At 59.3% G+C, this 13,754-nt stretch carries 11 protein-coding genes; 10 read left to right on the top strand and 1 reads right to left on the bottom strand.

Going from position 1 to position 13,754, the window contains the following annotated elements; translation table 11 throughout:
• Positions 1-148: 148 nt before the first annotated feature.
• The 3 genes from mltG to Q0106_RS09985 all read left to right on the top strand — a co-directional run bounded on the left by mltG (position 149) and on the right by Q0106_RS09985 (position 3,452).
• On the top strand, positions 149-1,720 hold the full coding sequence (gene mltG / locus Q0106_RS09995) for an endolytic transglycosylase MltG (RefSeq protein ID WP_297612331.1): 1,572 nt from the start codon (positions 149-151) through the stop codon (positions 1,718-1,720).
• Between the two features lie 89 nt (positions 1,721-1,809).
• Complete coding sequence (gene tmk, locus Q0106_RS09990) at positions 1,810-2,421, top strand: dTMP kinase (protein ID WP_297612328.1); 612 nt, start codon at positions 1,810-1,812, stop codon at positions 2,419-2,421.
• On the top strand, positions 2,412-3,452 hold the full coding sequence (locus tag Q0106_RS09985) for a DNA polymerase III subunit delta (RefSeq protein ID WP_297612324.1): 1,041 nt from the start codon (positions 2,412-2,414) through the stop codon (positions 3,450-3,452). Before tmk ends, Q0106_RS09985 begins: the two co-directional genes overlap by 10 nt.
• Before the next feature lie 21 nt (positions 3,453-3,473).
• Here the strand turns inward: Q0106_RS09985 and Q0106_RS09980 are convergent, their stop codons facing one another.
• Positions 3,474-4,988, bottom strand: a complete 1,515-nt coding sequence (locus tag Q0106_RS09980) for a tyrosine-type recombinase/integrase (RefSeq protein ID WP_297612321.1) — start codon at positions 4,986-4,988, stop codon at positions 3,474-3,476.
• Positions 4,989-5,103: 115 nt separating this feature from the next.
• Here Q0106_RS09980 and Q0106_RS09975 point away from each other — a divergent pair, with 115 nt between their 5' ends.
• From Q0106_RS09975 to Q0106_RS09945, 7 genes are all read left to right on the top strand, one after another.
• On the top strand, positions 5,104-7,251 hold the full coding sequence (locus tag Q0106_RS09975; RefSeq protein ID WP_297612318.1) for a sensor histidine kinase: 2,148 nt from the start codon (positions 5,104-5,106) through the stop codon (positions 7,249-7,251).
• A 691-nt stretch (positions 7,252-7,942) separates the two neighbouring features.
• Positions 7,943-9,916 carry a cytochrome c3 family protein gene (locus tag Q0106_RS09970; protein ID WP_297612315.1) on the top strand — a complete coding sequence of 658 codons (1,974 nt, stop codon included), beginning with the start codon at positions 7,943-7,945 and terminating at the stop codon, positions 9,914-9,916.
• A 214-nt stretch (positions 9,917-10,130) separates the two neighbouring features.
• Positions 10,131-10,622: a rhodanese-like domain-containing protein gene (locus tag Q0106_RS09965; protein ID WP_297612312.1), complete on the top strand. Its 492-nt coding sequence runs from the start codon at positions 10,131-10,133 to the stop codon at positions 10,620-10,622.
• Between the two features lie 85 nt (positions 10,623-10,707).
• Positions 10,708-11,109: a DUF4418 family protein gene (locus Q0106_RS09960; protein ID WP_297612309.1), complete on the top strand. Its 402-nt coding sequence runs from the start codon at positions 10,708-10,710 to the stop codon at positions 11,107-11,109.
• 35 nt (positions 11,110-11,144) lie between these two features.
• Entirely contained in the window at positions 11,145-12,344 is a 1,200-nt protein-coding gene (locus Q0106_RS09955) for an FtsX-like permease family protein (RefSeq protein ID WP_297612306.1), read from the top strand.
• Between the two features lie 2 nt (positions 12,345-12,346).
• Positions 12,347-13,033, top strand: coding sequence for an ABC transporter ATP-binding protein (locus tag Q0106_RS09950; RefSeq protein ID WP_297612303.1), 687 nt, complete (start codon positions 12,347-12,349; stop codon positions 13,031-13,033).
• A gap of 40 nt (positions 13,034-13,073) precedes the next feature.
• Positions 13,074-13,484: a thioredoxin domain-containing protein gene (locus Q0106_RS09945; RefSeq protein ID WP_297612300.1), complete on the top strand. Its 411-nt coding sequence runs from the start codon at positions 13,074-13,076 to the stop codon at positions 13,482-13,484.
• Positions 13,485-13,754: the final 270 nt, after the last annotated feature.

The raw sequence follows: 13,754 nt of genomic DNA, 5'->3' as shown, positions 1-13,754 counted from the left end.
GCGCGACGCCCGAGAGCTGAAACAAAATGACCGCGCCGAGCGCTTCTTCTCTTCGCTAAACTCGGATGCCGCCGGGTTCCTTAAGTCTGTGCTTCAGGAACCTGATTTCCCGTTTTCCCTTTTCCCACTCCCGGGAGTTTCAATAAAAGTGAGCCGCAGACATTCGAAAAAGAGCCGCGAGGAAAAGAAGCGCATCGAGAAGGAGCTCGCGGAGCGTGATGCTTCCCCCGAAGAAGCTGAGTGCGAAGGTTCCGTAAAAGAGCTTCCCGCTGCTGCGGCTCCCGGTCCGGATCAGCCGGAAATCCCGGGAACTGAGGGTTCGTGCGAAGCCTCGTCGAAGGCGTCTTCCGAAGATTCTCAGAAAGCGGATTCTTCCGTTTTGCCGGGCGGGACGAATGCCTCTGCGGAGGATGCGGAGAAGCGTCGCGAAGATGCCTTAAGCGCCGAAAAGAACGCCGGGAACGAAAAGGACAAAAAGAACGGAGAGCCCGAAGAGCCTCAGGCCCCTGAAAAGCGCCAGGAGGAAGCCGACGCCTCAAAGGAAAGAGCGAACGAAAAGAATGCCGCGGAAGGCGCTGATCCTCAAAAGGATGAGCCCCTCACGGAAAAGAAGCCTGATGAGGCGGCTGATGAGGCGCAGCTTTCCTCCCGGAAGGAGGCTCAGCCGAGGAAGTCTTCCCGCCTGCTGCGGTGGGTCTGCCTTCTCCTCGCGTTCGTCGTGCTTATTCTTGCGCTCGGCGCCTTCGCCTGGATGAAGGTTGAGGACATCCTCTATCGCGAGCCTGCGGCGATGACCGCGGAGCGCATTGAAATCACGGTCCCCCAGGGGGCGAGCGCGACCGAAGCCCTCAACCTTGCAAGGAAGGCCGGCATTACGCTCGAGCCCTGGAAGGTGAGAGTCCTGAGGCGTTTTGAGCCTTCGCTTCTTTCGCGCATCCATGTCGGGCGCTTTCGCTTTGAGCGCGGCATGACGCCCGAAGCCGTTCTGAAGACGCTCTCAGGCCCTGCGCTCATTGATCAGCAGCTCCGGATTCCAGAGGGCGCGCCCGTCTGGGACGTTCTTGACATTATCAGCGAAGCGCCGGGACTTGAACCCGATTCCGCGCGCATGACGGAAGCGGAGCTTCTCCAAGCGGTCGGCCTCGAGGGTAGAGCCTCGCTCGAAGGGTACCTTGCACCCGAAACCTATCGGTACGGGTCCGGCTCGAGCGACCTCGCCGTTCTCAGAATGGCCGTCGACCGCCAGAAACGGCTTCTCGACGAAGCCTGGAATTCCCGCAATGCGGGCTGTCAGGCGAAGAACCCCTATGAGCTTCTGATTCTTGCGTCCATTATTGAAAAGGAAACAGGCGTAAGGAGCGACCGCCATCTCGTGAGCTCGGTCTTCAACAACCGGCTTCGGATCGGGATGGCCCTTCAGACCGACCCGACGGTGATCTACGGGCTCGGCCCCGACTGGTCGGGAAGACTCAGAAGGCGGGATCTTGAAACGCCGACCCCCTGGAATACATATCGTTTTGCGGGGCTCCCGCCCACGCCGATTTCGATGCCCTCGGCCGCATCGATCGAAGCGGCGGCCCATCCGGCCGAAACGAAGTACCTCTATTTCGTCGCGCGCGGCGACGGGACGAGCGAATTTTCGACCAACCTCAGGGACCACAACCGGGCCGTGAACCATTTCATCATCAGAAAGCGCACGACGCCGCTGCCGCAGAAGTAGCTCGCGGCATTTCCGCCGCCCGGCGCATCGGCGATAATTCGGGCTCAGTATTTTTCATTTCGAGCGCGAAGAGAACCAAGGAGTAAGGGATGCGCGGACGCTTCATCAGCATTGAAGGGATTGACGGTGCGGGCAAATCCACCCAGACCGCAAATCTGCTGAAGTTCCTGAAAGAGAAGGGCATCGACCTGGTTCACACCCGCGAGCCGGGCGGCACGCCGCCGGGGGAAAAAATCCGCGCGATGCTCCTCTCGGACGAAATGGGCGCAACGGCAGAGACGCTTCTCTTTTTCGCTGCGCGCGCCGAGCACGTGGAAAAAGTGATTCGTCCGGCGCTCGAGGCCGGGCGGTGGGTGGTGTCGGACCGCTTTACCGATGCCACCTATGCCTATCAGGCAGGAGGAAAAGGCTTCCCCGGAGAAAGGATCGAAGCGCTCGAGCGCTGGACGCTTGGGAGTTTCGAGCCGGATCTCACGATTCTCTTTGACATTGCCCCTGAGAAGGCAGCTCAGCGTCTTCGCGCCCGTGCGGGCGACGAGGATCGGTTCGAGCGCATGGGAGTCGACTTCTTCACCCGCGTGAGGAACGCCTATCTCGAGCGCGCGAGGAAGTCGCCCGAGCGCTTTTTAATCATCGACGCCGAGCAAACGCCCGACGAGGTTGAGAAGCGCATTCTCGAGGGAGTCGCCGGATGGCTCTAGTTCCTTATTCATGGCTTGAGAAGCCCGCGGAAGCTTTGAATGCGATGCGGGACCGGATGCCAAATGCCATTCTCCTTTACGGCGCTCCCGGTACGGGACTCTACGAGCTCGGTCTCGCCTTTGCGAAGTCGCTCTTCTGCGAACATCCCGCCGCCGACGGCACGCCCTGCGGAAAGTGCAGGGGCTGCCAGCTCACGCACGCCGGAACGCATCCGGACTTCCGCCAGGTGCTCTCGGAATTCATGTGCGCCGAATGGGACGTGCCTTACACGGCAGCTGAGAACGAACGGCCGGAAGCGAAGAAGAAGCTCTCGCGCGAAATCCGCATCCATCAGATCCGCGTGCTGTCAGACTTCCTGTCGCTCAACGCCAATCAGGGCGGGCGCCGCATCATTCTCGTCTACCCGGCGGACAAGGTCCGTGCTGAAGCCGCGGCTTCGCTCCTCAAGTCGATGGAAGAGCCCCCGGAAGGCCTCACCTGGATTCTGGTAGCCGAAAAGCTCGACGACGTGCTCCCGACCATCCGGTCGCGCTCGCGCCTCGTTCGTGCGCCTTCGCCCTCGCGCGAGGAGGCGCTTGAATTCCTCAGATCAAGGAAGGTGAAGAATGCCGAGGAGGCGCTCGCCTTTGCCGGCGGCGCTCCGATGCCGGCTCTGCGCGCAAACGACGACGAACGGCTTTCTCCCAAAACCGAAGCCGCAGCGCTCGATCTTCTGCGTGCCGGACCGGATCTGTCGCCCGACCTTGTGGTGAGAACGCTCGCTCCGGATCTGACGATCCCGGCGCTTTCGCTCCTCCTTCTGCGCTGGGCGCATGATCTCATGCGGGTTTCATCGGGACTCGCACCGCACTTTCTACCCGGCGAAAGGGCGGCGCTCGAAAAGCTCGCCGGACTCACGACGCCCGCGCGGGCGGCGAAGTTCGCGGACTTCGCCGAGACCGTACGCCGCTCGGCCGACCACCCCTTGAACAGCCGCCAGGTCTGGGAGCAGACCTTCTTTCGCTATCGGGACGTCTTCACGAAGCGCTGAAGGCGCCTCTTCGGCGTTTCCTTAAAGCGCCTTCATGCGGCTCATCGCCTCGCTCATTTCCTCTTCTTCCGGAGCGAGGTAGCGCCCCGTCGTGGCGACAGATGCATGCCCCATGGCGGCCTGCACGACGTTGACGCTCATGCGCGTGAGCGCCTGAACGGCAAAGGTGTGCCTCAGCCAGTGGGTGGAGGAGGCCCTCAGCTTTGCGGCATCCATCGGTGCGGCTGCGGCCACGTCGTCCGCGACGCGGGCAAAGAAGCCTTCGAGCACGCGGTAGAGGCCGCTTCTGCTCATGGCTCCGCCCGGGTTCCTTCCGCGTCCGAGATTGATGAGAAGCCGGGTCCCGGGGTCGCTCTGCGCGAGCCCGGGGATCCCCCGGGCGCGAAGCGAATCCTCAATGATGCCGATCTGCTCGGGCGTAAGCGGCAGGCGCCTCACCTTGCTGCCCTTGCCGACAATCTCAATGGCATTTCTGACGGAAAGCCCGACGCGGCGCCTGACGATCCAGCCCGTGCAGGCGTCGAGCATTTCGGATGCCCGCATGCCGAGGCTCTTTCCCATCATGAGGATGAGCCGCATGCGTTCGCGCGGAAGCCCTTCGGGCAGCATGTCGAGGCGGGAGACGATTTCCTGCCACTGCGCATCGGTAAGCGACCGGTCGGCAAAAGCCTGCGGAGCGCCTTCGCCCTTGAGGAGCGGCACCTTGGGGCTCACCTGGTCGAAGGGGTTGAAGATGAGGTAGCCCGTGCGCTTTAAAAAATTAAAGAGCTGCCGCACGACGACAATGGCATTTTTTCGGCTCGACGAGGAAAGCGGCCCGTTGAAGGGCTTCCAGAGGGCGGTGGCGCGTTCGGCATTCTTGGGACCGATCCAGCGCGACTGCGGGAGCCGCCACTTTCTCAAAAATGCGTTTTCCTCGAGCCGCCCCAGGTCTTCAAGCCACCTCAGGTACTCGGCGGCATCGTCCGCCCGGATGTCTGAGAGCGCTCTTTCCTTTTCGGCGAGGCACCAGAGAAGAAAGCGCTCGGCTTCCTTGCGGTAGCTCGCATAGGTATTGGGGTTCCCCGCGCGGGCATTAAGCCACGTGCGGATGGCATCGAGGTCGTTTGATGCAGAAAGCGAGCATCCGATGGCGGGTGCCCGGTTGATGCCCTCGGCGCCCGAGAGCGGCCGGGGGAGCGAGATTTCCTCGAGCGGCCTGATCAGGGGGTCGAACTCCGCGCAGCCGGGCTGCTTCTCGGCTGCCGCTTTTTCCCGCACGCCTGCAGGAAAAAACCGCGGCGTGACTTCTCCGATATTGCGGCCGTAGTCCCTGAGCCACTCCATCAGGGCAACGGCCCGGCGGCTCCCCAGTCCGGGAAACGACCGGTGCCAGGTGCTCCCGAGCGAAGCGGCGCAGTCGTAGAGGTCCTCGAGCGTTGCAAGCCCCGCCTTCGTAAGCGGCAGCGCCCAGTCCTCGGGGAGAAGTTCTGAGAGAAGTTCTTCCGGATCAAGCCGGCGCGAAGGAAGCGGTGCAGGGGTAGGAGAGGAAGGCATGCGAAGAGGACTTTTTCGAAACTTTGCCTAATATATAGGAGGACGGAGCTTATGGCCTCTGCGGCCGGAAGCTTTGCCGATGAACGGTATTTTCCTCTTCATGGGACAGTTTTTCATGACCACTCCGAACCGGCATGCTTCATGTCCGGGGAGCCTGCGGCTCCTTGCAGCGGGCCTTGCTGCCTCGGCTGCCTTCGCGCTTTCGCTTCCCGCCTGGGGAGCGGCAAGCTCCTTCATCGGCATGGGCGCCTCGACGGGGACCCCCTCAGGAGACGTGAAGGCTGCGATCACTCCGGTACTCCGGACCATGGAGATGCCTGAGAGCGTTCGCGGGGCTCAGATCAATCCGCTCGATCTTTTTTCCGTTCCCGTGACGGTGGATTTCCCGCGCAGGATGCGGATCGGCATTCAGGCATCCCTCGGACTTTCTGCTCAGACGAGATGGCTGAAGTTCACGCTCGAGGAAATTCAGTACGTGCTCGGCGCCGACAACGTCGAGATTCTCTGGCTCGACGATCATTCGTTCGAGCTTGGCGCTCAGAGCGAACAGCTCGACTTCATCCTGAGCGATGCCGACCAGTTTGCGCTCACTCAGGCCTCCGGCCGCTATGAGCCGCTCGCAAACTTCCTGCCGAATGCTGCATCGCGTGCGGAAGATGCGCAGGCCGGGGTCTTCTTTACGAAAAGAGGCCGCAGCCTGCGAAGCGTGAGCGCTCTCGGCGGAGCCGATGTTTCCATCGCCGCGCTGAATTCCGAAACGCTCGCCGGCTGGCGGGCGCCGCTTGCGCTCATGCAGCTTCAGGGGCTTTCGGCAGCGTCCATTCAGGCAAAGACGACCTTCTACGGTTTTTCTGCGGAGGCGGTCGTCCGGGGCGTGCTTTCAGGGGCTCAGACAGCGGGCATTCTTCCCGCCTGCATGCTCGAGCAGCTTGCAAATGAAGGGAAGATTTCCCTTGAACAGGATCTCGCGGTGCTCGCCCCCCGGACGGACGACTCCCTGAGGTGCCTTCATACGACGCCCGCCTATCCGTCCTGGACCTTCGGCGCGCTCGCGCGGACGGATCCGACGTGGAAGAAGGCGATGAGCACGATTCTCTATTCGACGAGCAGCCTCTCCTACGGCGGTGAATGGGCGCTCCCGGCCGTCAACCGTGCGGTTTACGACATGTTCTACGAGCTCAAGATGGGCCCTTACGAACACCTTGCAACCTGGAGCTTCAACCGCTTCATGCGCGAGAATTCAGAAGTCCTCGCTCTCACGCTTCTCGTCGCCTTCCTCATCGTGTCCTATGCCGTGAGTCTCTCGGTGCTCGTCCGGGTGAAGACGCGGGAGCTGAGGCGGGCGCTTTCCGAGCGCGATCTCATCGAGGCTGAAGCCTCGCAGTCGCGCCAGCACATCGCCAACCTCGAGCGCACCGGCATCGTCGGCCAGATGTCGACCATCATCGCGCACGAACTGAAGCAGCCCCTTGCCGCTATCGTCAATTTTGCGGGAAGCCTCAGCCGGCGCACGAAGCAGGGAAAGTTCGACGAGAAGGCATTTACCTTTGCGCTCGGGGAAATTCTTGCTCAGGCCGAGCGTGCCAATGAAATCGTCAATCGCGTGCGCGCCTATGCGAAGCACGACTATCCGCCGCGCAAGGTGACGGACCTCTATGAAGTGGTGGGGAACGCCATCACTACCTTCAGACGTTCGCGCCAGACGAAGGCTGAGGTCATCGTCCGCGTCAATCCTCATTCAATGGCTGAAGTGGATGCCTGGGAAATAGAGCTCGCCGTGCTCAACCTGATGAAGAACGCGGCCGACGCGATTTCAGGCGTTGAGGAGCCGAAGATTGAGGTGATGCTTGTTCCGCAGGACGAAAAAACATGGGCGCTTTCCGTCGCCGACAACGGTCCCTACATCGACGACGAGCAGCTCGCGGCGCTCTTCAAGCCTCTTCAGACGACAAAGGGGAGCGCCGGCATGGGTCTCGGACTTTCCATTGTCTCGAGCATTGCCGAGCGCCATGCGGGTCACGTAACGGTTGAAAGAAACGGCATCACGGGCCTGCGCTTCACGATTACCTTCCCGCGCATGCCCGAAAAGGGAGAAAACTTAGCCGACGCCATGCTGCCGCCCAAGATGCAGATCTTTCACAGCGACGGCTCGCGCACCGTGCCCTCGGGCACGCCCGAAGACCAGACTCCCCCCGGCATGGACGGCCGCGCCGCTCATCCGTCGCCGACCCTTCGGACAAACGGTCAGGTGCACGGCATCTGAAGCCGGCACGCCCATTTCTTAAGACTTTCGAATCCCGGGACTGCAGAAGAAGCAGGTGCCCGGGATTTTTTTGTTTGCGTATTGCAGGGAAAGCGGGAAAACCGAACGCAAACGTGATTCCGTCTTGTTTCATTTAACTATCGATTTCTAATAATCGATAAACAAAGATTAAAAAATGAGTTTAGGACTTTCCCTAGATTGCCAGAAAATTCAGATTTTTAAATGAGAATAATTCTCAAATTCACGTTAAGGTTGCGCACTTTATTTGTGCTTCTGAAATACGAAATCACCTCAATATATTTCGAAAAATGGAACGACTGATTGCGATAAATGTATTTAAAGGGTGGTTTAAGGATGAATTAAGAAAGAAATTACCTCTTACGAGATAGATCTGTTCAGAGGTAAGAGGGGGATCTGTTCGGTAAAATGAGTATTTCGATAATAAATTGATATATATGGATAAATATGAAAAATGTGATTCTAAAGGTCAACGTATATACCTATTATTGGGTGTAAACGATCATTGCAGGAATGCGCAGTCGGAAAAGTTTTGAAATCTGTCTTAAGTAGAAATTAAGGAGTAGATTGACGGTGCGCCCCCCGTGAGGGCCGCGCATTTGACCTCAAAGAAGCCGAATCGAAAGATCAGGCAATCCAATAAACCCCTAAAGAGACCCTCTAGGAGCTAAAAATGACCAAGCAACACAAGCTTCTGTCTCTCGCTGCGTGCATGAGCGCTGCGTTCGTGGCTTCCACCGCCATGGCCGCTGACACCCCCGCTGCCCAGACTTCGGTTGACCTCCCGCGCACCCTCGATGGCTACGTCGCTCAGGACAAGGCTTTCTGGGACTACCTCAAGGCCAATCACCCCTACTTCAAGTACCTCAAGGAAGGCCGCGTCGTTGGTAAGTTCACGATGTCCGACCGCCAGGAAGAGTGGGTTGACTTCGGCGGCGGCGACAAGTACGCCAAGAACACCGGCCGCAAGGCTGCTGTGACGTACCGCCTCCCGTACGAATCCTTCCTCGATCTGCCGAACAACTTCGTCGGTCCGAAGAAGTGCGGCGAATGCCATCCGTCCCAGTACGAAAAGTGGGAACGTTCGCGTCACAACAAGATCGTCCGCTTCCCGGAAGAAATGACGGAACCGATGGTTCAGGGCGACCTGAAGCGTCCGCTCTACAAGTCGCAGAGCGGCGCCCTTCCTGAAGGCATCAATGCGGACGACATCTTCGTCATGATGGGCACGCCGCGTACGAAGTACGGCTTCGTCGACAAGTGGCTCGTCCGTGGTACCTACCACATCGAAGACGGCGGTGAACTCTCCAAGGCTACCGGCAAGATCGTGGCCGGCGGCAACCAGTTCTCCCGCAACTGGGCTGAACACATCACCCCTGAAGTTGCGAAGAAGATTCACGAGTGGGATCCGACCTTCCCGACCAAGCTTGAGGACTTCGGTGCTCAGAGCTCCAAGGTCTGGGGCATGAACTCCTACGGTGCTTCGAACCGCAAGCAGGCTATGTTCCAGCCGGGTTCGTCCTACTGCGAAATCTGCCATACCTGGAAGTTCGACTTCAAGAGCCAGGATGAACTCTTTGCCGCCCTCGGCGATGCCAAGAAGCTCCGCTCGCACGTCGTGACGAAGGGCGTGGGCTGCGAAGAATGCCACGGCGCTGGTGCTCACCTTTACGGTGCCCGCGGTGCCGGCATGCCGTCGAACTGCGAACGCTGCCACCAGCGCTTCGTCTACAACGAGAACGACGCCAAGGCCAACTTCAAGACCCCGTTCAATGTGTACTTCAAGTCCTTCTGCCCGGCCTGCGGTACGGAAGGCTCGCAGTCGCACTACTCGAAGCACTACCAGAAGGGCATGCGCTGCACGACCTGCCACGACCCGCATGAAGTCACCGCTAATGACTGGGCCTCGCAGTACACCGTGCCGAACATGAAGAAGGAATGCCAGGACTGCCATACCACGGCTGCCTACTTCTTCTCGCAGGGCGGTACGCACAGCCGCAACAGCTGCGCCTCCTGCCATATGCCGAAGATGGGTTCCTGCGAAAACTTCGCTTCGATCCAGCGTCCTGACCTCGCCGGCTTCGATAACGTTCGTGCGTCCCACATCTGGCGCATCCTCGTTGATCCGGAAAAGAAGACCATCAATCCGCCGGAAGGCACCACCGATCGTAAGCTCGTCAGCCCGAAGGGCTGGCACGTTACGAAGGATGACGGCCGTCCCTACATCGATCTGATGTGGTCCTGCGGTCGTACGGCCTACCAGGATAAGCACGTTGTCGATGCGATGGGCTGCCACAGCCCGATCCAGTCGAAGTTCCCTGAATCCATGCGCTTCAAGGATCAGAAGACCATCTACAACAAGGTCCTCGCCTGGCAGACCCCGGTCAAGGAAGGCTACGCCAAGGTTATCGCTGACCTGAGCAACATCCAGGATATGCTCAAGGTTGCGAAGCTCTCGACGGCCGACCGCGCCCAGGTCCAGCTCTACGCTGAGGAAGCTCGCCTCAACGCTGCCAAGCTGAAGGACGACGGTTCGTGGGGTGTCCACGCTCCGAAGTTCTCGAAGCAGCTCGTTGACGAAGCCCAGACCTACACGGCCCAGGCTCTCGCGATCCTCAACGCTCAGCAGAAGACCGCCAAGAAGTAATTCTTAAGGCCGACACTCTGAGTTAAGAGTTAGAAGCCCCGGAAGCTCGTAAGAGTTTCCGGGGCTTCGTTATCTTGAGCTATCAAATTAATTTTTATGGATATTGAGATTCATTTCTGAGGCCGGAAATGGTTTTGCATAACGCCCGCTTAATCTTCTGCTGATACGCTCGAAAGGTCATTTTTCAGAGTGTCATCTCTTCTCCAGGAACCCCATGATGAAGACAACCTGTCTGGCCGCTCTCTGTGCGGCTTTTCTTGCAGCCGCGGGCTTTTCGGGCTCCGCAGCGGCGGCGGAAAGCGCCGCTCCTCAGGTGCAGCAGCGCCAGCCGATTCCGCTCTCCCTGGCCCGCGTCGCAAAGAATCTCGGCAAGCCCGGCGTGTACGTTTTTGACTGCAACCCCGAGGACATCTACGAGCAGAGCCATCTGAAGGGGTCGATTCACGCCAATGTGGAAGGGTGGGAGAAGCTTCTGCCTGCAGACAAGAAGAATTCCTTCATCATCCTTTACTGCATCAATCGTCTCTGCAACGTCTCCTTTGAGGCTTCCCTCAGGGTGATTGAGCTCGGCTACGAAAACGTGTACCTCATGCCCGACGGCATTCAGGGCTGGGTGCAGAACGGCTACGAATTTGAAGGTCTCGGACGCAAGGACCGGGGCATTGAAGCGGCGCGTCTGAAGCGCGAGGCCGCCAAGCAGCAGTAAAAGTCTGCGCTTTGAAGTGCAGGCATGTTTTCTCCGGGGAAAATCCTTTTTGCCCGGAGTGTTCTTTTTGGAAGGAATTCCTGAAATGTCGCAATCTCGTCCCGCATTTGCGAGCGGCATCGTGATGACTGTCGTCGGCATTGTTCTGTCAGCGGCGCTCTTCTGGTGGCTGCCGCATTGTCACGGCGAAGTGGTCATGAAGTGCGTCTGGATGACCCGTGCTGCGGCGGGCGCTTCCCTTGTCATCGCGGCTCTCGGCATCGTCATGCTGTTCTCGCCTTCTGCGGGAGCTGCGATCGGTGCGCTCGCGGGCATTATTTTCACCGCAATGCTTGAAATGGCCCTTGCGAGCTTCCTGATCGGGCCGTGCCCCAACCCGATGATGGGATGCCACGCCGTGACGCAGCCGACCATCCTCGTCGCGGGCGCGCTCATCGCGCTCATTGCGCTCGCCGAAATGTGGCGCCTCTCAAAGCTTGCACGCTGAGATTCAGCCGCTTACTTTAAGGGAGCCATCCTCATATGACACCGATCACGACGCTTCGCATTGCGGCCGCCAACGTTTCGCAAAAGCCCCTGCGTTCGCTTTCCCTCGCGCTCATTGCCGCTGTTTTCACTTTCATGCTTTTTTCGGGTTCAATGATTGCGGCCAATCTTCAGGCCGGCATTGAATCTCTTTCCGCACGCATGGGGGCGGACCTTCTCGTCGTGCCGCAGGGGGAAGGCAAAAAGATCGAAAGCGTCATTCTGAGGGCGGAGCCGTCAACCTTTTATCTCGACGCAAAGCTTCTCGATACGGTGAGAAAGCTCCCCGGCGTGGCTCAGGCCTCGGGACAGCTCTTCATCTCATCTCTTGATGCCCAGTGCTGCTCGGTGAAGGTTCAGCTCATCGGCATCGATGAAAAAACGGATTTCGTCGTTGCTCCCTGGCTTCGCAAAGCGGCTGAGAAGCCTCTTGAAGGCAATGAAGTCATCGTCGGCGACTATATTTTCGGCGACATCGGAACGGAGCTCACTTTCTACGGCCAGAAGTTCAAAATCGTCGGCCGACTCGCAGCGACCGGCATGGGGTTCGATTCGTCGATCTTCATGACGATCGAGGCTGCCCGCAAGCTCGGCGAAATTGCTTCTCCCGAAAAGAAGGATGAAATTGCCAAGAGCCTCTCGTCGATTCTCGTGCGTGTGAATCCGGGGGTTGACCCGATCACGGTTTCGGACGGCCTCTTCGACGAGCTCGGGCTCGGCGCCAACGTGAATTTCGTCTTTGCCTCCAACATGATGAGCGACACGTCGGCAAAACTCCAGAAAATCGTTGCGGTGATGTATTCCGCAGCCGGGGGCTTCTGGGTGATCGCAGCCCTCATCATGCTGATTGTCTATTTCTTTGCCTTCAGCGAGCGGCAGCGTGAATTTGCAACGCTCAGGGCGCTGGGGGCATCCCGTTCCCGCGTCATCCGCATCGTCATGTCGGAAGCCTTCATGATTTCGACGGCGGGTTCCTGCGCCGGCGTGCTGATCGGCGCAATTGCGGTTACGAGCTTCTCAACGGCGATTTCGCGCGCGATCGGGCTTCCCTATCTGACCCCTGCGCCCGGGGCCTGGGTCTTTGCGCTCATCGCGAGCCTGGCCGCCGGCATTGCGACGGTTCCGCTCGCGGCGCTCCCGACCGCCTGGCGCATCGGCAGGCGCGACATCTACACGACGCTTCGCGAGGGGGATTGATCATGACCATGCTGATTGATGCAAGAAGCCTTGGGAAGCGCTACGAACGGGGCGGGCGGCCCTTCTGGGCGCTGAGAGGCGCAAGTCTGCAGGTGGCTTCCGGCGACTTTGTGACCGTCCTCGGGCGCTCCGGTTCCGGGAAGTCGACGCTTCTCAATATTCTGGTCGGGCTTCTGCCGCCGACGGAAGGGAGTGTTTCGCTCATGGGCGAAGACATCTCGAAGCTTGACGACGCGAAGCGCTCGGGCCTTCGAAATGCGCACGTGGGCTATGTTCCGCAGAGCGCCGGCCTCATTCCGACCCTCACCATCCTCGAGAACGTTCGTCTCCCCTGGTACCTGGCAGGAGAGAGAGGGGCGGAGCCGGAGGGGAGGGCTGAGGCGCTTCTCGAAGAGGTGGGCCTTAAGGATCTCGGGAGCCAGTTCCCGAGCGCGCTCTCGGGCGGCGAACTGAGGCGCGTTGCAATTGCTCGCGCGCTCATGTGTTCTCCGGACGTGATCGTTGCCGACGAACCTACTTCCAACCTCGATCCGGCAAGCGCCCGGGGCGTTGTCGATATTTTCCGCGCCATTGCTCAGAAGGGCGGGGCGGTTCTGATGGTGACGCACGACACCTTCAGTCTTGACGCTTCAACCCGGCTCTACGACATGGCGGAAGGGCGCCTTGAAGCGCGCACGAAGAGCGCTTGAATCCATTCATCTTTTTTTTCTTGAGAGGGAACGCATAAAAATGTTCAGACGCGAGATTATCTGTGCGGCAGCGAGCGCCGCCCTTCTTCTTTCGACGGGCTTCGCGCATGCGGCGGACTCCGCCGCCAACAGCAACTATGACCCGAAGTATCCGTTCCCCGTTCCCGGCAAGGTGACGGTGGTCGATTTCGGCGCCACCTGGTGCGCGAGCTGCCCGGAAATGGAAGAGCTCATGAAGCAGATGCAGAAGGAGTACGGCGACCGCGCCGCCTTCGTCACGATCGACATCGACAAGTGGCGCGGCATTGAGGACGTATTCCTCATCGACCAGATGCCCGCGCAGATCTTCTACGACGCCAAGGGGGAACCCATCTGGAAGCACACCGGGTCAGTTGATGCCGACACGATGCGCGAACGCGTCGACATTCTGATCGAAGGATCGAAGTCCTGACGCTCCCGCTCCATCATTGGGCCGCATTGGAAAAGCGCTTTCCCGGCGCCTTCATGGAAGGCAGGGGAAAGCGCTTTTTTTATGCCCCGGGGGGACATGAGGAACAACCATGAGTGGCGCATTCTGACAGTAAGTTGACGTGCTCCGGCATCGTGCGATTTAGGGTCAACACCCTATATTGCTTTCTGAACAAAGCGGATAGTCGGAAAAATCAACAGGCTTGAAGCTTTGTGTGTGTCAACCATTTTCCTCATAGTCTGTCAGATTACG

This window comes from uncultured Sutterella sp. (assembly GCF_937923675.1).
In the GTDB taxonomy this organism is placed as follows: Bacteria; Pseudomonadota; Gammaproteobacteria; order Burkholderiales; family Burkholderiaceae_F; genus Sutterella.
The sequence above is the reverse complement of the archived record's forward strand: the minus strand, read 5'-3'. Positions and strand labels throughout refer to the sequence as shown.

Coding starts and splice junctions, on each gene's coding strand:
- Q0106_RS09985 (WP_297612324.1), top strand. CDS start 2,412: ATGGCTCTAGTTCCTTATTCATGGCTTGAGAAGCCCGCGGAAGCTTTG.
- Q0106_RS09955 (WP_297612306.1), top strand. CDS start 11,145: ATGACACCGATCACGACGCTTCGCATTGCGGCCGCCAACGTTTCGCAA.
- Q0106_RS09945 (WP_297612300.1), top strand. CDS start 13,074: ATGTTCAGACGCGAGATTATCTGTGCGGCAGCGAGCGCCGCCCTTCTT.
- Q0106_RS09975 (WP_297612318.1), top strand. CDS start 5,104: ATGACCACTCCGAACCGGCATGCTTCATGTCCGGGGAGCCTGCGGCTC.
- tmk (WP_297612328.1), top strand. CDS start 1,810: ATGCGCGGACGCTTCATCAGCATTGAAGGGATTGACGGTGCGGGCAAA.
- Q0106_RS09980 (WP_297612321.1), bottom strand. CDS start 4,988: ATGCCTTCCTCTCCTACCCCTGCACCGCTTCCTTCGCGCCGGCTTGAT.
- Q0106_RS09950 (WP_297612303.1), top strand. CDS start 12,347: ATGACCATGCTGATTGATGCAAGAAGCCTTGGGAAGCGCTACGAACGG.
- Q0106_RS09960 (WP_297612309.1), top strand. CDS start 10,708: ATGTCGCAATCTCGTCCCGCATTTGCGAGCGGCATCGTGATGACTGTC.
- Q0106_RS09970 (WP_297612315.1), top strand. CDS start 7,943: ATGACCAAGCAACACAAGCTTCTGTCTCTCGCTGCGTGCATGAGCGCT.
- Q0106_RS09965 (WP_297612312.1), top strand. CDS start 10,131: ATGATGAAGACAACCTGTCTGGCCGCTCTCTGTGCGGCTTTTCTTGCA.